Source organism: Stenotrophomonas sp. YJH_SMC_101-4, assembly GCF_059370395.1.
In genome coordinates, this window is the sequence record NZ_JCAFTP010000006.1 from 368,282 (window position 1) to 387,561 (window position 19,280).

Annotated in this window: 19 protein-coding genes and 1 pseudogene; 9 read left to right on the forward strand and 11 right to left on the reverse strand. The window is 61.7% G+C overall.

The features are described 5' to 3' along the window. Positions 1-175 precede the first annotated feature (175 nt). Positions 176-748 carry an OmpO family porin gene (locus tag AC5P8D_RS20285; RefSeq protein WP_010486919.1) on the forward strand — a complete coding sequence of 191 codons (573 nt, stop codon included), beginning with the start codon at positions 176-178 and terminating at the stop codon, positions 746-748. A gap of 190 nt (positions 749-938) precedes the next feature. After that, on the forward strand, positions 939-1,616 hold the full coding sequence (locus tag AC5P8D_RS20290; protein WP_049403468.1) for a response regulator transcription factor: 678 nt from the start codon (positions 939-941) through the stop codon (positions 1,614-1,616). Between the two features lie 6 nt (positions 1,617-1,622). On the opposite strand, the gene AC5P8D_RS20295 is transcribed toward AC5P8D_RS20290, so the two are convergent. Continuing rightward, positions 1,623-2,060, reverse strand: a complete 438-nt coding sequence (locus AC5P8D_RS20295) for a DUF6165 family protein (RefSeq protein WP_049403467.1) — start codon at positions 2,058-2,060, stop codon at positions 1,623-1,625. A gap of 130 nt (positions 2,061-2,190) precedes the next feature. Here AC5P8D_RS20295 and AC5P8D_RS20300 point away from each other — a divergent pair, with 130 nt between their 5' ends. Further along, positions 2,191-2,889 carry a TorF family putative porin gene (locus AC5P8D_RS20300; protein WP_329763755.1) on the forward strand — a complete coding sequence of 233 codons (699 nt, stop codon included), beginning with the start codon at positions 2,191-2,193 and terminating at the stop codon, positions 2,887-2,889. Here AC5P8D_RS20300 and AC5P8D_RS20305 read toward each other — a convergent pair. Beyond that, positions 2,886-4,034, reverse strand: coding sequence for an MFS transporter (locus tag AC5P8D_RS20305; RefSeq protein ID WP_495203620.1), 1,149 nt, complete (start codon positions 4,032-4,034; stop codon positions 2,886-2,888). The genes AC5P8D_RS20300 and AC5P8D_RS20305 overlap by 4 nt on opposite strands. Before the next feature lie 144 nt (positions 4,035-4,178). On the opposite strand from AC5P8D_RS20305, the gene AC5P8D_RS20310 reads away from it, so the two are divergent. Continuing rightward, complete coding sequence (locus AC5P8D_RS20310; protein WP_019337642.1) at positions 4,179-5,066, forward strand: LysR family transcriptional regulator; 888 nt, start codon at positions 4,179-4,181, stop codon at positions 5,064-5,066. Here the strand turns inward: AC5P8D_RS20310 and AC5P8D_RS20315 are convergent. Next, the gene (locus AC5P8D_RS20315; protein ID WP_005411992.1) at positions 5,035-5,502 is read right to left on the reverse strand and encodes a YehS family protein; all 468 of its coding nucleotides are present in this window, start codon (positions 5,500-5,502) and stop codon (positions 5,035-5,037) included. The two genes, AC5P8D_RS20310 and AC5P8D_RS20315, sit on opposite strands and share 32 nt — an antisense overlap. 84 nt (positions 5,503-5,586) lie before the next feature. On the opposite strand from AC5P8D_RS20315, the gene AC5P8D_RS20320 reads away from it, so the two are divergent. Both AC5P8D_RS20320 and AC5P8D_RS20325 read left to right on the forward strand, forming a co-directional pair. After that, entirely contained in the window at positions 5,587-6,075 is a 489-nt protein-coding gene (locus tag AC5P8D_RS20320) for a hypothetical protein (protein WP_019337644.1), read from the forward strand. Between the two features lie 100 nt (positions 6,076-6,175). Next, positions 6,176-6,928, forward strand: a complete 753-nt coding sequence (locus AC5P8D_RS20325; protein WP_010486904.1) for an SDR family NAD(P)-dependent oxidoreductase — start codon at positions 6,176-6,178, stop codon at positions 6,926-6,928. A gap of 127 nt (positions 6,929-7,055) precedes the next feature. Here AC5P8D_RS20325 and AC5P8D_RS20330 read toward each other — a convergent pair whose 3' ends face one another. The 4 genes and pseudogenes from AC5P8D_RS20330 to AC5P8D_RS20345 all read right to left on the reverse strand — a co-directional run bounded on the left by AC5P8D_RS20330 (position 7,056) and on the right by AC5P8D_RS20345 (position 10,263). Continuing rightward, entirely contained in the window at positions 7,056-7,958 is a 903-nt protein-coding gene (locus AC5P8D_RS20330; protein WP_010486901.1) for an SPOR domain-containing protein, read from the reverse strand. 21 nt (positions 7,959-7,979) lie between these two features. Further along, positions 7,980-9,668, reverse strand: a complete 1,689-nt coding sequence (gene argS, locus AC5P8D_RS20335) for an arginine--tRNA ligase (RefSeq protein WP_010486900.1) — start codon at positions 9,666-9,668, stop codon at positions 7,980-7,982. A 114-nt stretch (positions 9,669-9,782) separates the two neighbouring features. Then, a pseudogene (locus tag AC5P8D_RS20340) lies at positions 9,783-9,971 on the reverse strand (JAB domain-containing protein); the annotation flags it as partial. A 67-nt stretch (positions 9,972-10,038) separates the two neighbouring features. Continuing rightward, positions 10,039-10,263 carry a helix-turn-helix domain-containing protein gene (locus AC5P8D_RS20345; RefSeq protein ID WP_336023773.1) on the reverse strand — a complete coding sequence of 75 codons (225 nt, stop codon included), beginning with the start codon at positions 10,261-10,263 and terminating at the stop codon, positions 10,039-10,041. Between the two features lie 622 nt (positions 10,264-10,885). Between AC5P8D_RS20345 and AC5P8D_RS20350 the strand changes: the two genes are divergently transcribed. Then, positions 10,886-11,335 carry a cyclin-dependent kinase inhibitor 3 family protein gene (locus AC5P8D_RS20350; protein ID WP_495203621.1) on the forward strand — a complete coding sequence of 150 codons (450 nt, stop codon included), beginning with the start codon at positions 10,886-10,888 and terminating at the stop codon, positions 11,333-11,335. A gap of 198 nt (positions 11,336-11,533) precedes the next feature. After that, on the forward strand, positions 11,534-11,968 hold the full coding sequence (locus AC5P8D_RS20355) for an NIF family HAD-type phosphatase (RefSeq protein ID WP_495203605.1): 435 nt from the start codon (positions 11,534-11,536) through the stop codon (positions 11,966-11,968). Between the two features lie 268 nt (positions 11,969-12,236). Here the strand turns inward: AC5P8D_RS20355 and AC5P8D_RS20360 are convergent, their stop codons facing one another. After that, entirely contained in the window at positions 12,237-12,449 is a 213-nt protein-coding gene (locus AC5P8D_RS20360; RefSeq protein ID WP_495203606.1) for a hypothetical protein, read from the reverse strand. A gap of 153 nt (positions 12,450-12,602) precedes the next feature. Here AC5P8D_RS20360 and AC5P8D_RS20365 point away from each other — a divergent pair, with 153 nt between their 5' ends. After that, positions 12,603-13,451, forward strand: coding sequence for a hypothetical protein (locus AC5P8D_RS20365; protein ID WP_495203607.1), 849 nt, complete (start codon positions 12,603-12,605; stop codon positions 13,449-13,451). Positions 13,452-13,944: 493 nt separating this feature from the next. On the opposite strand, the gene AC5P8D_RS20370 is transcribed toward AC5P8D_RS20365, so the two are convergent. From AC5P8D_RS20370 to AC5P8D_RS20380, 3 genes are read right to left on the reverse strand one after another with little or no spacing between them, the layout of a single operon-like run. Then, positions 13,945-16,383 carry a site-specific integrase gene (locus tag AC5P8D_RS20370; protein WP_495203608.1) on the reverse strand — a complete coding sequence of 813 codons (2,439 nt, stop codon included), beginning with the start codon at positions 16,381-16,383 and terminating at the stop codon, positions 13,945-13,947. Then, complete coding sequence (locus AC5P8D_RS20375) at positions 16,364-18,010, reverse strand: site-specific integrase (RefSeq protein WP_495203609.1); 1,647 nt, start codon at positions 18,008-18,010, stop codon at positions 16,364-16,366. The genes AC5P8D_RS20370 and AC5P8D_RS20375 overlap by 20 nt, the downstream gene beginning before the upstream one ends. Continuing rightward, entirely contained in the window at positions 18,007-19,194 is a 1,188-nt protein-coding gene (locus AC5P8D_RS20380) for a tyrosine-type recombinase/integrase (protein ID WP_495203622.1), read from the reverse strand. Before AC5P8D_RS20380 ends, AC5P8D_RS20375 begins: the two co-directional genes overlap by 4 nt. Positions 19,195-19,280: the final 86 nt, after the last annotated feature.

Genomic DNA, 19,280 nt, shown 5'->3' on the forward strand with positions numbered 1-19,280 from the left:
TGCACGCGCGCCGCGCGCGTATGCCAGAGACAGCCTGAATCAAGCCAAAAAATTCAGCAATGCGAAGAACGCTGTTTTCAGGGAGCGTTGTGGCGAATAACGGAGAATTTACATTCCCGATGCGATGGCGCCCTGGCGCTGCTGCACACCATAAGAAAGTAAAAGGTGTACCCCCATGAAGAATTCGCTGATTGCTCTGGCCCTGGCCGCTGCCCTGCCGTTCACCGCCTCGGCTGCTGAGAACCTGTCGTACAACTACGCCGAAGCCGACTACGCCAAGACCGACATCGACGCGTTCAAGGCCGACGGCTGGGGCGTGAAGGGTTCGTACGGCTTCCTGCCGAACTTCCACGCTTTCGGTGAGTACAGCCGCCAGGAAATCGACCACACCAACATCAAGCTGGACCAGTGGAAGATCGGCGCCGGCTACAACGTTGAAATCGCCCCGACCACCGACTTCGTTGCCCGCGTTGCTTACCAGAAGCGCGACCAGAAGCACGGCCTGGACTTCAACGGCTACAGCGCTGAAGCGGGTATCCGCACCGCCTTCGGTGCCCACGCCGAAGTCTACGGCATGGTCGGCTACGAAGATTTCTCGAAGAAGCACGGCATCAATCCGGAAGGCCAGTGGTACGGTCGCTTGGGTGGCCAGGTCAAGCTGAACCAGAACTGGGGCATCAATGGCGAGCTGAAGATGAACCGCGACGGCGACAAGGAATACACCGTCGGCCCGCGTTTCAGCTGGTAATAGCTACCTCGGCGCGCCTGCGCGCTGAAGATGCCTCGACAGGCCCGGCACATGCCGGGCCTGTTGCGTTGTGACGACCCGAAACCGCAGCTGAGCATGTTCCGGGGCCGCTGCTGCGTTGCAATAAATTGGATTCCGCTGCTCCCGGCGCGGGCCTACGGTGGGCACTTCGTACCGTCGGATCCATGTGATGCCGCCTGCCGTTCCCGCTCTGCCCCTCGATCGGCCCCGCCGCCTGGCAATGCTGGCGCCGCATCCCGTGCTGCGCCTGGGGGTGGAGGTGGTGCTTTGCCAGCACGGTGGCGTGCAGGTCTGTGGCAGCTTCACCCGCGAAGGTGATCTGCTCGATCTGCTGCAGCGCCAGCCGGATGGCATCGACCTGTTGCTGATCGACCTGCTGGCGCCGTGCGGACCCGAACAGGGCCTGGCCCTGTTGCGGCTGTTGTCGCGGCGCTGGCCGCTGCTGCCGGTGCTGGTGCTGTCTGCGCACTGCAATGCCAGCACGGTGACCATGGCGATGCAGGCCGGCGCGCGCGGCTTTCTGTCCAAGGGAACCACGCCGGAGATGTTGCGGCGCGCAGTTGACGTACTGGCGCGTGGCGGCCGCTTCGTGCCCCCGGAGTTGCGCACGCAGTTGAGCCGATCGCGCATGCGGCGCACACCGGCGCCGGTGCTCACGCCCTTGAGCCGACGCGAGCGCGAGGTGCTCCGGCTGGTCCTGCAGGGCTGCACCACCGGGGAGGTGGCGCGGCGCTTCGGGCGCACGGCCAGTACGGTCAGCACGCAGAAGCGGACCGCCTACGAGAAGCTGGGCATCCACAGCGATGGTGAGCTGTTCCGCATCCGGCACCTGCTCGAATGCGGATGAGCGGGCTTACTCGCCCTGGTACTGTTTCTCTTCCACCAGCGCCGAACCGGCCACGCGGTTGATCTCGTTCTTCACCTGCACGCGCTCGCCATTGGTGCCATAGACACCGCGTGCCAGCTGGATGAAGGCATCGTCGAATACCTGGGCCGCTTCCTTGTCGCGCAGCTGGTCCTGGATGTCCCACATGCGCTCGTTGATCGCCTTCAGCTGCTGCTGCAGCGCGGCCAGGGCCGGCTGTGCCTGCAGCTGCTGCTGCAACAAGGGCAGCAGGCCGTCCAGTTCGGTGCGCACGTTGGCCAGCTTGGCCGCATCGTCGATGCGCTCGGCCTTGATCTGGAGAATGGTGATCTTGTCGATCAGCTCGCCGATCGATACCGGGGTCAGGATGGCGTCCACGCGGTTGGTTCCTGGAAACAGGGCGCCATGATACCGCGCTGCTGGCATGTGGCCCCGATCCGCGGGATTTACGCCGAATTTGCGCCACGGGCCCGGCAGCACCCTCGATCCGTTACGGCCACCGCCTCGACACTGCGTTCCCGGCGGCGTGACCGCCTTCGACGAGGAACACAGTGCAGTGAACAGCAAGGGGATGATGGCGGCGGTGGTGGCCGCCTTGGCAGGGCTGCTCGGAATCGGCAGCGCGCAGGCACAGGTACAGGTCAGTGGCAGTGCGGCGTTGACCAGTGACTACGTGTGGCGTGGCAGCTCGCAGAGCGACGGCGACCCGGCGGTGCAGGCGGGCGCGAAGGTTTCGATCCCATCGGGTTGGTACGCCAGCGTGTGGGGCTCCAACGTTTCGTTCAAGCCGGACAACGGCGCGCGCAGCGAGTTCGACCTGGTGGCGGGCTGGTCCGGTGCGCTGGCCCCGGACTGGACACTGGATGCCAACCTGACCCGCTACATGTACCCGGGCACCGGCCGCGCGCTGGACTGGACCGAACTCAATACCACCGTGACCTGGAAGCAGCGCGCCTGGTTGCAGGTCGCCCATTCCAGCGATGCATTGGCCGGCGGCCATCGCGGCACCTATGCCCAGTTGGGCGTGCGGGTACCGCTGCACGAGCGGTGCCGCCTGGAGGTGGCGGTGGGCCAGTATTGGCTGGCCACCGCGCAGGGTCCGGATTACCTGCATGGCCAGCTCAGTGCCATCGCCTCGCTGACCCAGGCATGGGAGCTGCGTGCCACCGTGCATGACACTGACAGCGCGGCCAAGCGCCTGTTCCCGGGCAATGCCGGGGGGCGTTGGGAGCTGGCGCTGCAGGGCAGCTTCTAGTTCGACGACACCGCCTGGCGCGCACGCAGCGCGCCGGGCAGCCACAGCAGCAGGGCCAGCACGGCCACCGTGGCACCGGCCACGCAGACGCCGGTCCAGCCGAAGCGCTGGTAGACCTGCGCCGACAGCAGCGAACCCAGCGAACCACCGATGAAGTAGCCGGTCATGTAGCCGGCATTGAGGCGGTTGCGCGCTGCCGGTTGCAGTGCATAGATCAGGTTCTGGTTACTGACGTGCAGCAGCTGCGCGGCCAGGTCCAGCACCACTACGCCGACCAGCAGCGCCAGCAGCGAGTGTGCCGACAGCCCCAGCGGCAGCCACGAGAGCAGCAACAGCGCCAGCGCGATGGCGGTGGCGCGGCCGGTCTGCCCGCGGTCGGACATGCGGCCGGCCAGGCCAGCCGCCAGCGTGCCGGCGGCGCCGACCAGTCCGAACAGGCCGATGGTGGCGTCGCTGTAGGCGTAGGGCGATTGTGCCAGCAGGAACGCCAGTGGCGTCCAGAAGATCGCGAACATGGCGAAGCTGCAGGCGCCAAGCAGCGTGCGCTGGCGCAGCACGGGTTCCTGTACGAACAGCACACCGATCGAGCGCAGCAACGCGAAGTAGCCAAGGCCGGCGCTGTGGTGGAAGCGCGGCAGGCCGCGCTGCAGTGCCAGCGCGGTCAGTACCAGGGTGCCGGCGGCGATCGCGTACACCAGGCGCCAGTCGCCCAGGCTGGAAAGCAGGCCGGCCACGGTACGTGCCAGCAGGATGCCCAGCAGCAGGCCACTCATCAACGTGCCGACCACGCGACCACGATGCTCGGGCGCCGCCAGCGTGGCGGCGAACGGCACCAGCACCTGGGCCACCACCGAGAACAGGCCGGTGATCGCGGTGCCCACCAGCAGCCAGGTCAGCGACGGCGCACAGGCACTGATCACCAACCCGCCCGCCGACAGCAGGCTCATTACCACGATCAGGCGGCGGCGTTCGAACAGGTCTCCCAGCGGCACCAGCAGGATCAGTCCGGCGGCATAGCTCAGCTGTGCGGCAGTAACCACCATGCCAACCTGGCCGAACGGCACACCGAAGGCATCGGCAATGGTGTGCAGCAGCGGCTGCGCATAGTAGTTGCTGGCCACGGCCACGCCGGTAGCCACCGACATCAGCAGCACCTGCCAGCGGTGCAGAGGGGGGTGGGACGGACTCACGCGGTGTTCCAGAGAAGCGGGGTGCACAGTGTCCGCCTGCTGCAGCGATGATGGAAATGAATCATCATCATCCCTGTCATCTGGAAACGAGATAGCAGGGTGAACCTCAAGCAGCTCGAGTTTGCCGTCGCCCTGGCCGAGGAAGGCAACTTCACCCGCGCCGCCGAACGCTGCCATGTGGTGCAGTCTGCACTCAGCCACCAGATCGCCGCACTGGAGCAGGAACTGGGCACGCCGCTGTTTGAACGCCTGCCGCGCCAGGTGCGGGCCACCGCCGCCGGTGAGGCCATGCTGGTGCATGCGCGGCAGGCCTTGGCCAGCCTGCGCCATCTGCGTGCCGACGTGGCGGCGGTGAGTGGCGAGGTGCGCGGGCTGCTGGCGATCGGGCAGATTTCCTCGCTGACCGGCATCGACGTGGTGGCGATGCTGGCCGCCTTCCAGCAGGTGCACCCGCAGGTGGAATTCCAATTGCGGGTGGACAAGAGCGAGGACCTGATCGCGCAGGTGCAGTCGCGCGACCTGGATGTGGCGCTGGTCGGGTTGTCACCCTCGGCCGGCCTGGACGGGGTCTGCCACCAGATGCTGCAGGAAGAAGACCTGGTGGCGGTGCTGGCGCCGTCGCACCGCTTGGCCCGGCGCAAGCGGCTGCCATTGACCGAATTGCAGGACGAGGCGCTGGTCGACTTCCCGCGCGGCACTGGTGCGCGGCGGCAGACCGACGATGCCTTCGCCGCCGCTGGCCTGCCGCACACCGTGCGTTTCGAGGTCAATCTGATGGAGCTGGTCGAACGCTTCGTCCGCCATGGACTGGCGGTCGGCATCGTGCCGGCGTTGATCGCCGAAGGCTTTGAAGGCGTGGTGCGGATTCCGCTGCAGCCGACCCCGACCCGCCGCGTGCACCTGGTCTGGCAGCGGCTGCCGACACCGGCGGCGCGGGTGTTCGTCGAGGCCGTGCTCAGCCGCGCAGGCGCAGGCTCAGGCCCTTGAGGAAATTGCGCAGCATCTGGTCCAGGCAACGCCGGTAGTTGGTGTGGCCGGGCTGGCGGAACAGCGCGCCCACTTCCGACTTGGACACGTTGAAACCGGCGCTGGCGAAGATCTCCATCAGATCGACGTCGCGCAGCTGGAACGCCACGCGCAGCTTCTTCAGCACCAGGTTGTTGTCGATGCGGGTTTCCACCGCACGCTGCGGCTGGCTCTCGTCGCGACCGCGCAGGTGCACGATCAGGCCATCGAGGAAGTGCGCCAGCGCGCTGTCGCTCATCGCCTCGAAACCGGCTTCGTCCTCGCGGCGCAGCCAGGCCTTGACCTGCTCGGGATCCACGGCGAAGGCCGGGTCGGCCATCTGGCACAGGGTCACCACGTGGTGGTCGCCCAGGTCCAGGGAGTAGCGCACGCTGCGCAGGACATCGTTGTTGATCATGGCCCAATTGTAGCGGCCCCTGGCGTGTCACCGGATTGTCATCGAACTGCAGCATCGTGGGCACTCGTTCGCTGGGACCCTTGCATGCGCCGGTATCTGTTTTCCGCACTGCTGCTCGCCAGCAGCTTCGCTGCCTTCGCCCAGGACCGCTTCGTACCCGTCGAGCGGCGCCTCAGTGCATCCCAACTGGCCGAGGTCGGGCTCAGTCCGGCGCAGTTGCAGGCACTGAACCGGGTACTGCGCGAGGCCGAGCGCGCGGCCACCGGGCCGACGGCAGCGGTGGCCCCCGCCGCTGCGCCGCTGCCTGCCAATGTGCCGGCACCGGCAGCAATGCACTTGGGCCTGGAAGAAGGACCGGTCAATGCACGCGTGGTCGGAGAGGTCGCAGGCTGGCAGCCCGGCACGCTGTTCACCCTTGATAACGGCCAGCAATGGCAGGTGATGAAGGGGCAGATGAAGCTGCGCAAGGTGCTGCAGTCGCCGCAGATCGCCGTTGTTCCAGGAATTTCCGGGCGCTGGTTCTTGCAGGTCGACGAAGACCTGCCCAAGGCCCGGGTATTCCGCGTGCGCTGAGCCGCGCACGCCTCGGGCGTGGTCAGCCGGCATCGGCAACGCAGGGGCCGGCCGACGGTGACAGAATGGGCGTCCGGTTTTCCCCCCCTGGAGTTGCCTGATGACCCGCACTGTCCTGATTACCGGCGCCACGTCCGGCTTCGGCGCCGCCGCCGTCCACCGCTTCGCCCAGGCGGGCTGGAAGGTGATCGCCACCGGCCGCCGCGGTGAACGCCTGCAGCCGCTGGTCGAGCGCTACGGCAAGGACGTGGTGCACGCGGCTGCCTTCGACATCCGCGATCCGGTGGCGATGGAAGCCGCGTTGCTGGCACTGCCGCCGGCCTTCGGCGAGATCGATCTGCTGGTCAACAATGCCGGCCTGGCGCAGGGCACCGCGCCGGCACAGAGCGCCAGGCTGTCGGACTGGATCACGATGATCGACACCAACATCACCGCGCTGGTGACCCTGACCCATCGCCTGCTGCCGCAGCTGGTGGAGCGCAAGGGCGCGATCATCAACATTTCCTCGGTGGCCGGCGTCTACCCGTATCCGGGCGGCAACGCCTACGGTGGTACCAAGGCCTTCGTCAGCCAGTTCTCGCTGGGCCTGCGTTCGGACCTGCATGGCACCGGCGTGCGCGTGACCACGATCGAGCCGGGCATGGCCGAAACCGAGTTCACGGTGGTGCGTACCCATGGCGACCAGGCGGCGTCGGACAAGCTCTATACCGGCGCCAACCCGATGACCGCCGAAGACATCGCCGAACAGATCTTCTGGGTAGCCAGCCTGCCGCCGCACCTGAACATCAATCGCCTTGAACTGATGCCGGTCAGCCAGTCCTTCGCCGGTTTCCAGGTCGCCCGCGAAGGCTGACCTGCTTCGCGGGTCCTGTAGAGCCGAGCCTATGCTCGGCTTCGTCTGGATTCAGCCGAGCATGGCTCGGCTCTACAGAAACGAAAAAGCCGGGCAATGCCCGGCTTTTTCGTTCACAGCCGCAGGCTTACTGCGCCTTGATCGCCATCGCCTGCAGGCCGGTGCCGTCCAGCTTCTGCTTGGCTTCGGACAACTCGCCGGCACTGCCATACGGCCCCATGCGCACGCGGTACACGGTCTTGCCGTTGATCTGCGCCGATTCCACGCGTGCCGCCAGGCCCATCATCGCCAGCTTGGCCTTGGTCGCTTCGGCATCGCCGGAGGCACCGAACGCACCCGCCTGCAGGATGTAGCGGGCGTTGTCGGCGGCGGCCGGCGCAGCAGCGGCCGGGGTACTGGCCGCGGTCGGCGGGGTTTCCGCGCGCGCTGCCGGAGTGGCGGCGGCGGCGCTGGTCGACGCCGTCGGCGTGCTGGCCGGAGGCGTTGCCGCAGCCGGGCGTTCGCTCAGCGGTGCCGGCAGCGGACGGCTGGTGGCGGTTACCGGTGCGGTGCTGGCCACGCTGGCGGTTGCTGTCGGTGCCGGTGCAGCGGCGGCGGCCGGAACCGGCTTGCCTTCCAAAGCCGCCTGCGCGCGCTGCGCTTCGGCCTTGGCCCGGCGCTGGTCTTCGGCACGCGCGCTGGCGGCCAGTTCGGCGTCGGACATTTCAACTTCCTTGCCCGGCAGCAGGGTGTAGAAGTCGTACTGGGTGGCGGCCGGCTTCTCCGGTTCGGCCGGCTTCGGCGTGGCCGGCTGCGCGGCCGGCTGGGCGCCAACATCGCTGTCGGCATCCGCGACCGGGGCCGGCTGCGCGTTCGGGTTCGGCTGCGGACCGGCGCGAAGGAAGCCATCGCCTTCGCCCTTGAACAGGTTCGGCGCCGCCAGGAACACCACGGCTGCAATCGCCACGCCAGCGACCAGCCACACCCATCCGGGTGTTCCCTGGCTGCTGCTGTTGCGTCGTGCCTGGTTTTTGCCGCGTCGTGCTGCCATGTGTACTGCGTCTCCTGATGCTTACATTTTTTCCGGGGCGCTGACGCCCAGGAGTTCGAGGCCGTTGGCCAGCACCTGGCGCGCGGCGCAGGCCAGGGTCAGCTTGGCGTTGCGGTCGGCGGCGTCGTCCACCAGCACCGGCGTCCCGTGATACCACGTGTGGAACGCGTGCGCCAATTCACGCAGGTACTGCGCCACCAGATGCGGTTCCAGCGCTACGCCGGCCGCCTCCACCACTTCCGGGTACCGCGAGATCTCGTTCATCAGCAGCAGCGAAGCGTCGTCGGCCAGGCGGCCGAGGTTGGCCAGGCCGTTGCCCTGTTCGTACACCAGGCCCTTCTCCTGCGCCTGGCGCAGCAGGCTGCAGACGCGGGCGTGCGCGTACTGCACGTAGAACACCGGGTTGTCGTTGCTCTGCTGGCGGGCCAGGTCGATGTCGAAGGTCAGCTGCGAATCGGGCTTGCGCGCGATCAGGAACCAGCGGGTGGCATCACGGCCGGCTTCCTCGATCAGGTCGCGCAGGGTGAAGTAGCTGCCGGCACGCTTGGACAGCTTCACTTCCTCGCCGCCGCGCATGACGGTGACCATCTGGTGCAGCACGTATTCCGGCCAGCCCTGCGGAATGCCTACTTCCATCGCCTGCAGGCCGGCGCGCACGCGCGCCAGCGAGCCGTGGTGGTCGGCACCCAGTTCGGTGATCGCGCGCTCGTAGCCGCGCTGCCACTTGGACAGGTGGTAGGCCACGTCCGGCACGAAGTAGGTGAAGGTGCCGTCGGACTTGCGCATCACGCGGTCCTTGTCGTCACCGAAGTCGGTGCTGCGCAGCCACAGCGCGCCACCTTCTTCATAGGTATGGCCCGACGCCTGCAGCTTGGCCACCGCTTCGGCTACCTTGCCGTCGGCGTACAGCGAGCTTTCCAGGAAATAGATGTCGAAGTCGACGCCGAACGCGGCCAGGTCCAGGTTCTGCTCGTTGCGCAGGTAGGCCACCGCAAACCGGCGGATCGCCTGCATGTCGTCCGGGTCCTTGGCGCCGACCACGGTGCTGCCTTCCAGGTCGACGCTGGCGCCGGCCATGTAGGCGCGGGCGACGTCGGCGATGTATTCGCCGCGGTAGCCACCTTCCGGCCAGCCGTCCTGGTCCGGCGCGATGCCCTTGATCCGCGCCTGGGTGGACAGCGCCAGGTTCTCGATCTGCACGCCGGCGTCGTTGTAGTAGAACTCACGCTTGGCGTTCCAGCCGTTGGCGTCGAGCACACGTGCCACGCAGTCGCCGATCGCCGCCGCGCGGCCATGGCCGACATGCAGCGGGCCGGTCGGGTTGGCCGACACGTACTCCACGCCCACCGTGCGGCCATTGCCGGACAGATTGCGGCCGTAGTCGTGGGCTTCCTTGATGACCGAGGCGGCTTCGCGCTGGTACGCGGCCGGGGCCAGGTGGAAGTTGATGAAGCCGGGGCCGGCGATCTCGACCTTGCTGACGTCCTCGCTGCGCGGCAGCGCCTCGACCAATGCCTGTGCCAGTGCGCGCGGATTGCTGCGCGCGGCCTTGGCCAGCAGCATCGCGGCGTTGGTGGCGAAGTCGCCGTGGTCGCGGGTCTTCGGGCGCTCGACCACGAAGTCCGGCGGCAGGGAGTCGGCGGGCAGGGTGCCATTGGCGCGCAAGGCTTCGATGCCTTGGCTGATCAGGGCGCGGAGGAGATTTTTCACGAGGCCTGCTGTGAGAATGAGCGGCGGAATCGCCCATTTTAGCGCAGATACCCGCGCCCACGCTGACCAGAACATGCCTGTGGGGGCGGCCGATGGCGCCTGAAGGGGCCGTGCTCAGCCGAACAGGCGCGGCTGGGGCGTGGACAGAAGTCCCCGTTCAGCAAATGAAACGGGACGGCCCTCGCCCACCACGAAGTGGTCCAGCAGGCGCACGTCCACCATCGCCAGCGCCTGCTGCAGTTCGTCGGTGATGCGGGTATCGGCGCTGGAGGGTTCCGGGTCGCCGGAAGGGTGGTTGTGGCTGTTATGTCGCATGCACCGCAAGTTGTTGCATAGTGAAATCATCTTGAAAATCAAAATGATAGCTGAGTCATATCTCGGCATCTTGGAAGAGTTGCGCGAGAGTTGAGTTCAGGCCGCGGCCAACTCGCTCCAGCGTAGCCAGCGTCATGTTGCGTTGGCCGCGCTCCAAGGCTGCGTAGTACGACCTGTGCATCTCGATGTGATCCGCGAACGAATCCTGGCTGTAGCCAAGTGCAACACGCCTTGAGCGGATCACGCGTGCTAGGGCGGCGGCGACTGTGTCTTTTTCCATCCCGGAAAAATTAGGAGGCAGACACTTTTAACACTACGCCTATATATGTAGTCTACATATATGTATCATTAGGGCTCGCTATGGACCTCTACCTCGTTTGCACAGATCTAGATCTCACCATTGAAATTCCCTTGCCCCAAGACAGAAGTTCGCAGATCGCCAGCCAACTCTCGCGCATCCAGGAACGGGGGGACAGGCGAGGTTTCCAAATTCGGCTTGCAGAAGAGGTCGCGAAGATCATCCCGGACCTGACTGACTGGGATCTCAAGCCTCCTACTAGGGCACAGCTAGCGTTTGCAAGTTCTCTCTGCAATCAACTCGGTTGTGAGATCCCGGCGCCCGCGCTCCATTCCAGGACTTCTATGCAGATATTTATCTCAGAGGCGAGGCTAAAGGTGCGCGCGCACCAAAGCAGAGAGCGGAGCTAGCCATCTACCCTCATCGTAGTACCAAGCGCCAAAGCTTCGGCGTCACTGTTCAATGTTGTACAGAGCTGCCAAAGGCGGAGAACACATTGAAGACAAGTCTTACTGATCCACTGCGGATAGACACTATTCCCGTCGGAAGACAGGGCGGTGCGGTTGGCGTCACCTTCGCGCCCGGCAAGTATCAAGAGACCGGGATGACCGGAGCCTGGGCCAGGGACTTAGACCTTGACCTTTGCGCGATTCGTAAGTGGGGCGCTCGGCACCTCGTCACCCTGATTGAACCGTCGGAGTTCCACGAGTTGCGTATTCCATCTCTGCCTGAGCGTGCTTCGCAGCACGGCTTGGTCTGGCACGGTCTGCCGATCACCGATGGGGCGGCACCAGACAGGCGGTTCCTTGACCCCTGGAGCGCCCTTGGACCGATGCTCTCACGCAAGCTTCTGGCAGGCGCAAAAATCGTTGTGCACTGCAAAGGTGGGCTCGGTCGAGCAGGTACAGTGGCATCGATGCTGTTACTGCAAAGCGGCGCGGCTGCCGACGGTGAAGAAGCAATGCTTCAAGTGCGCTCGGCACGTCCAGGCGCTATTGAGACCCTGGAGCAGGAGGCGTTCATCCGAGCTTGGGCATGCCAAGTTAACGGCTAGCTCATCGCGTTCCTCGGCGACCTCCTACACGGATCGATCTTGGCAGTCGAAAAGCCGCTGTGTCGCGGCAAGCTATCCGTACAAGATGCCGGCCGTTAGGCTGCAACGCTCGATGCAGCACCACGCTACATAGCTCGCGTTGGTGACACGTAACAGTGGTGGTGCAAAAGCGTCGGAACTGAAACGACGGGACATAAAATGAAGCCAACCATTCTGGCGCTTGACCTCGAAGGGACACTCATCTCAAACGCTATCAGCCAGTTTCCACGCCCGGGCCTCTACCAATTCCTCGTAGATGTGGGGACGATTTTTGATCAGCTAGTGATGCTTACCACCGTTCCAAGAGATCGCTTCTACTCCATAGCAGAGTTGCTGGTCCTTGAGGGCGCTGCACCCACTTGGTTTCCAGCAATCACCTACACCGACTGGTACGGGCCGACAAAGGATCTTCGTTTCGTTTCGCCGAAGCTTGGCGATGCGCTCTTGCTGGATGATCACGGTGCATATGTGCACAGTGGGCAAGAGCATCTCTGGGTCGAGATCCCACTCTTTGACTCACCGTATACCGCCGAGGATGATGGCCTCAATCTCGCTCGCCAAGAACTTATCCTACGGATCGAAAGGCTGAGCTAGACGATCGGAGACCTCACCTGTACCGCTTTAAGGACCGCGCTGGCCGATCAATCATTCCACCAGACGGCGATGGACGGCTATGAGGCAAGGACTTGGGCCAAGTGCGGAAGCAACTTCCCAACAGAGACTCCCAACACAGAAGGCCGCGATTTCGCCCTCTCCACAAGCCCGGCAGGTAGTGGTCCGCGGGCGGAAAGCGCCGTGAGCAAGGTGCCATCCGCGGAATGCGCATGGGCGACAAGGCAGAACGACTATTTGCCAGTCACGTCTATTCCTGATTGTCCTCGTCAACGAAGCAAATTGTCACGATCTGAATGTCGTTAGGTTGGTTCTCTTCGTTGACCGGACAGTTCGGATCACGGCAAGCTGAATCCAGCTTTGGCGCGTTGAGATTGTAGGGATCCCCAACTACCGAGATAGAAACGGTGCGGCCGCACTTGGCGCAATCAGCATCATCGATGACGGGGAAGATGTGGTCCATTTCTTGCCTTGTCGAAAAGCCAACGTTGTAAGGTACAGAAGTGAGCGGGTGCCATACAGTGCTTCTGTATTCGACTGGGTGATCTCCAGTGTCGCCCAATCGTAGACCTGCAGGATCTGACTATCAAGAGAGTCCAAGATCAGCGCCGAGTCAATGCAGCCGATTCCGCAGCATAAAGATTTGATAAGAGGCGCCGATAGTACGCTCAAGGAATTCATCGAGCGCGCTATGCACGTAGTTCTAATGCTAACCGTGGTGGGATCGCTGCTTTGGGGATTGATCGCTCTGACCCCATACCTACTTCAAAAGGGATGGCCGCTTGCACTAGCTGTACCCTTCATAGGCCTCATCGACGTCTTCTGGGGCGTATCGATGATCTACATCATTGATCTTCTCAACTCACATTACCGAAAGAACAATGAGTTTTTAAGAAAGTTCTATGCGGAGCTCCATTCCGACCTCCTATCCGTGCTGGCGCTAGCTGTGGTCCTGCTTGTGATCTTCTCTCTTGCCAGGACCAGCTACTCGCTGTCGAGCATCGACGTCGCGTGCTTGGGTCTCCCGATGTTCATCTGTGCACTAGATTCACTGGCGCGGACCAAGGATCCGTCGGGCATACTAAAGATGAGCCTCCCTCGGAGGCTAATTATGATGGCGTTTCCCGCTGGACTACTCGTCGCATCCTGCTGGGTGCTCATCGAGATTCTCTCTAACGAATTCTCCGCTTCTGCGTCTCTCTGGCTTCAGCTCTGCATTCTCTTCGCCGGCTTCGCGTCCTACGTGGGATCCAAGCAGACGCGATATTTCATGCTGCACCGTCGTCTTGGAATCTCCCCGACGATCATGGCCCTTCTCAAAAAAGTACGGGGTAGAGGTGCACCGGCGTTCTACGAGCAGACCGCCCAGATGGCAGAGAAGTTCCAACGTGATCTCAACGTAGCTACCGCTAAGGCGGCCGCGGATAAGCGAAGGTTGGCAAAAGCCTCACGGAAGAAGCGATAGGCCGCTATCTAAGAACGCGCATTCCAGGCGCCGCCCCCTTCGATGACACCACAATGAAGGTGGACTGCCTGGGAAACGGCAGCAATCTCCGCTACCGCCTGCCCGGTCGAGTGGGAGCAACCTCAGGAGGCGTCGGCTCCGTAAAATAGTGCATAGGATCAATCCCGTCGCCTTGAAGTCGTTCACACGCCGACACGATGGCCTCAATAAGGCGTTCTACGTGCGCGCGCAATTGTTCGACTTCCAAGACGAGGACTGCTGACTGTTCCGATGGCCCCCTACGCTTTACCTGGACCCGCCCTGACTTTCGTTTAGCCGTTGCGAGTCTTATCCGTGCGGACAGCTCCGCATCCCGCCACAGCGTCTGACGACTTACTCCGATGAACTCGGCAAGCTGACTCAAATTTCGTTCGGCCCCGACTCCCCTTTCCATGTCCTCTATGACAACGAGTGCTCTCGCCCTCCAGCTAGAAGTCTCGCGCTTCTGCATGGCCTATATGACCTTGATGTCAATGTGTCTGCTATCTGGCGCCTGCGTATCACGGTAGTGCTGTAACACCTGATCACATGAGCGCACGACGTCCAAGAGGAATTCGATGTGCTGATCCAGTGGCTCCCCGTGATCAAGCTCAGCTTCGAGACGCTCGCCTAGCGCATGATAGTTCGGCATCAATACTCCCAACATCCTCTGATGGCTAGCACGCAGCTGTTCGATGTTCCGTCGCGCGTCTTGATCGGTTACATCGACCTGGAATGATCTACAGGCGTCGCTCGTTCCAAAACCTCGAATGCACACGAGCGCCTTATCACAAGGAGAGGTGTACAGCTCGCGTGAGCAGGTGCCGTAGGGCGTGACGTGTAGAATCGATAGCTTGTTGTCGATGATGGATTGGATATCTTCCTCGCTAACGTTCGATGAGCGCAGCTCCCTTACTCTCCTGCCGAGGAAGTCGTTAGGTTCGGATCCCTTCTCAAGGTACATCCAACGGTGTTGCTCAGCGCGTTCCTTCGCGGTTCGATGGTCGTACTGCCTGCCTTGCCGCGGCGTTCGATTCATCCAAGCATCGACAACAAGCTCATTCGCGCCGGCACGTAGCATTGCATCGGTCACCCAATGTCGAATCATATGGGGGCTGAAGGCAACAACTTTTCCGTTATCATCGCGAATGTTCGCCCTTCGAAAGATGCTCTTCTGAATCGAGCTGTCGCTAAGATACCTGTAGATGTCTGGCCTGCGCAGCGGAGATGGTAAGAAACCCTGCCTATTTCCCAGCGATGTTTGCGTGTCCCAGACTACGATAAGGTGTTCACTCAGCCGCCGAGGCACGCCAGCAGGAGGAGACGTTGCGATAAAGCCTCCGCCAGAGTGGCTTCCTTGGGTCGAAAAGTTCTCAGAAAAATGCTGCGACAGAATCTTCGCATATCTTTTCCGAAGAGCGAGCTCAAGCCTACTTAGCACCACTCCTGCTGCATGTGCGCCTCCCCGGCTAGAAAGCCCGGCCCTCCGAATCTTCATCCATCGCAGGCGAAAGCGCTCGATAAGAAGTTCTGAAGGTGCCGCGACAAACGCGCCTTCCACACTCATGTCGCGCAGAAGAGCACGCAGATCGGCGATGAACCAGCTCATCTTTTGAACTGACGCCCGATCCGCGCCGCTTCCTTTAACTAGCCCATCGACGGAGAGGCCGTTGGCTATGTCTCCCTTCACCTTATGGGTAAAGAGGCCCCAGTCCCACGAGGAGAAGCGATCATCTAGCCACTGGACAACTACTGATGCATTCGGCTTAGGGAGATCTATCAGGCATTCTCTATACCGACCGTCAGCATTGAAAATCTTTTGGCTCACGTCGAAGCAGGCGCAGAATTCGTCGATGAAGTACACATCTTCGCAGCCAGAGAGTTTTATCTGGGCGAGTCGTGAGGCCGATAGACCCTGCGAATTGCGGAGGGCATCCAGCTTATCGCGAAGGAAGGCGAACCCTTCCTCCTCAATGAGACGCGCTCTGGCCCTGGCCTCAGCGCACGCTTCCACCAAGTAGCCAACGGATTCCTCCAGCGGTTTTTCCCACACCTCTGGAACTGGGACCGACGTCGCGTCGTTCGACTTCTCCACAGGCTGCCGAAGAAGCGTGTAGCCCGCGCCAACTCTTCTGTCGATGCAGCGCACAGGAAGTGATATGCATTCTCCTATACGTGCACCCACTGCCAATGCCGGAGCAAGAGCCTCTAACCTGATACGGTCGTATCCAGGCGTAGGCTCGATCTCAGGGGTAGTGACGACGGCGTTTCTAGCGCGAGCCAAGGCGATAGCGATGTCTGGCCTGTGCTTTGAGCGGGAGTGCCTGCTGAACTCCCCCGACTCCGGGTCCTCAATTTTTCTAATTGGATTCTCAACTCTATGCTTCCAGATGATGACTTTGCGAAGGAAACGGACTTCCTTCCCGTCTATCCGTGCTTGTAGCCTGTTTAAGTATTCAACGATTGCTTGTAGCGAACCCGCACGGTTGTAGACGGTTGCTTCGCTCATGTATGGGTCGGCCTTGATTCTTGCGATGAGCCGTTCGAACGTAGCCCGCGTGAGTCCACACCAAGAGATCAGCTCTTCATTCACGATCGATGCGAGAAGCCTGAACGTGATGGTCCTGCCCCTGACCAATGCAATGGACGGTCTACACCCTGACGAGATCTGATCAACGACCATCGCCCGTGCGATTCTTCCTGAAAGCGCATCAAGTGCAGGCTGCCTGGCCGAGCCAGAGCGTTTGCCGCCTGCTTCACAGAATAGTACTGATGACCCTCTGTAGGTCCAAGCTGGGTCATCATAGGCGCCGCCAATTTGACCGGAGTCTACAAGTGCCCTGAATCTTGCACGGCTGTCGCATTCAACAGCAGCGAGTACCCGTTCTGCGGAATCATTGAGGTTCTTGATCATTCCCGTCTCCGTCATCGCGGCAAAGATGCTGTACCAAGCTCATGGCCCCCACAACTTCCAGAGAGAGTTGATTCCGTACAGGCCCGGTGCTCTGCTGCCGCATCAGTTCGTCGTACGCCACAATCTCTTTGAGTGCTGCTGAGTGGTCAGCATTCCTGTCTGGATGGAATCGATAGCACGCATAGCAGCTGATGCGTGGGTGTTTCGGACAAGGCGTCTTAAGTGTGCAACGTCCCAGCCCGCCGACAGGTCGATGACCCGTTTCCGGGGTTGCATCTTGTGAGAACCGGCCTTCCCACATGTTGGCCGCTTGGACGATCTGTTGGCTTGAAGCTGCCGTTGCGCTAATTAGATCGTGCGTTTCGGTGCTGTACCGAAAGTAATGTTCCACGGACCAAGGCGTTGCGTGGTCCAAAGCTTCGGCGACTTCCTCACGCGAACAGCCCATGACGACCATCGCTGTGCCCTTGGTTCGCCTCAGCCGATACGCAAGAATTGTGACGAATGAATCTCCGGTTAGATCCGCGATTGCCTCCTCTTGTACAATCGCCAGGGCCTTACCGATGTCTGCAATTTCTCTGCATATCATCCCGCCTGTGGCGTGTAGCGTGTATGGATAGAGTGCAGAATCTTCGCAGAATCTCCTCAGTCCGGGCTCCTGCTTTTCGCGGCGCGGGAACAATGGCAATGGTGCCGAGCATCGCTCTATTCCAAGCTCATTGAGGCACTCCTGCAATTTTTCGCGGAGCATGGACGCCTGTGATTCAGCCTCAGCTACCTGCTTACGAACGACGTCTGCTGCTTGGTCTGAAATGTGTCGTCTAACTAAGTTCCCATCTGCACGGCGCAGCTTGGAACGATGGCCCTTTACGCTCGGTACATCGACATAGGGACCGAAGCTATCCTCGCCAAAGTCACTAGCGCGCATGAGGGCCAGCTGTATTGGTCTAAGCCCCCAATCCCGGCACAGGTAGAACGCTGCCCGTTGTCGATCGCTGACTGCGGCGGAGGAGTTGATTGCGGCTTCAATTCTCGCCAACTCAGGGCGCGTGTACGGGCCGCCAATGGGGTCTTGGAGGGTCGTTAGGTGTCCATGTCTCTTCCTTCTCCCGCCCCAAGCCAGCACCCGTAGCCTGTAAAGTGTCCAGTCGCTGAACCCGGGCACGGCTTGAACCTCTAGCGCCCACTGGTACAGCAGGACGGCGGCCATGGGCACCTCGTCCCGATTCTCAGCCGCACCCGCAGTCGCAATCTCGTCAATCCATGCAGCCAGCGCCGCCTCAATTGACTCCGCGTCAATCGCGGATACTTGCACGTCGGAGATCCTACCTAGGAGCGCTTGGATTGGTCTAATGTGCAGGGATGTCTGGAGTCGGTCGATCAACCAGCTTCTGACGATCCACTCGAGTAGCGGATTACTGTGAATCTGGCCGGCCCATGGAATTTTCTGCGTGCCAGAACCAATCGGCTCGATGAATAGCGTTGGCGGCCAGTGCCCCTCTGGCGTAACGATTTCAATGCTTTGCCCGGTTGGGGACGTGACCCTATAGTCAAATTCATCAACTTCTTCCCCCAGCGCCTTCGCGGCCACCACGCGCAACTGTGCTGGTGGGAGCGCGCGCTTCACTTTGCGTCTCCGGCCGGGTTTGAGCGAAATCCAAGAAGCTGCTCTACCCTCTCTTGAATGGCGAGTCGCGTATAGAGCTGAACAGACTGACTACCCGGTGTCCAACCTCCGTGATAGGAGAGCGCTAGCAGAAGATCAGAGTCAGAAATTGCCGCCATCGACTGCAGACGCTTCCGTTGCATCGTGGTGGAGGTTGCACGAAGTCCGTGCGGATGCAAACGAAGTGCCGCTTCCGCCCCAATCACGTCAGTGACTTTGGAGAACAGCCGGTTGATGGAGGATCCAGACAGGCGTTTTCCGTCCGCAGTGCTGGGGAATAGCGCAGTGCTCACTCTCCCCTTGCCGATGAGTTCCGGCCGGCAACTGTCCAAGTATGTTGCCAAGAGGCTGGCCAGTTCTGAACTCAACGGAAGGGACTTGGTTTGTGTCTTCAGGGCGGACCTGTCGCGGCGCTGTCCGATGACCCGAGGTGTCGGACGCTTAAAGGAGATGGTTGGAGTTCCGGATAGATCCAAGTCCGTTGTTTCCAGTAGTACGAGCTCTGACCGCCGCGGAGCGGCGGCACAGGCGACCTTCAAGATGCAGTAATTGCGTACCCTCATGGCGTAACTTCTGAATGGATTGAGCTCTGACTCCGGATGCATGATGAGATGGATCAGCTCGATCTCTTCTTCGGACAGTACCCTCGAGTGGACAGGGCTCGCGCCACGATTGATGTGCTTTTTGAATGCGCTCGCGAACCTCCTCTCCACTGCACTGAAGTAGACACTGACACCGTGAAGCTCATCCTTGGTTAGATCCTGGGTAGACAGAAGGTGGTCTTGAACCGAACGCAGAAGTGACCGGATAGCTTCCAACCGGCGTGTGCAAGTAGCTCTCGCTAAGCTCCTCCCGTTTCTCACACACAAAAGCTCAACAGCCCCGACAACCTCGTTCTTGGTAATTGATTTCAGATTGACCAAGCGAGACTCAAGATCCACCGCCATGCTAGAAAAGTAGTGGTAAAGGATGCGAGCATCGCGCGCGAACGCATCTCTAGTGTTGTCCTTCTCACTGAGTGATCCGATCCATAGATTTGCAAGTACCGTGGGAACTGCGCGTTGGAGCAGGTATGGACGGATCCCAGTCCTCTGCTTTATGAGCAGAAGCGTTGGCACTTCATTCCACTGAGGGCGATGCTGCATTCCCACTTGAGTCGCCAGGGCCGAAATCGCGGTGAACCCTAGCAACTCGACTTTCCAACCGCTAGATCGTGAGCCTACTGGTACGT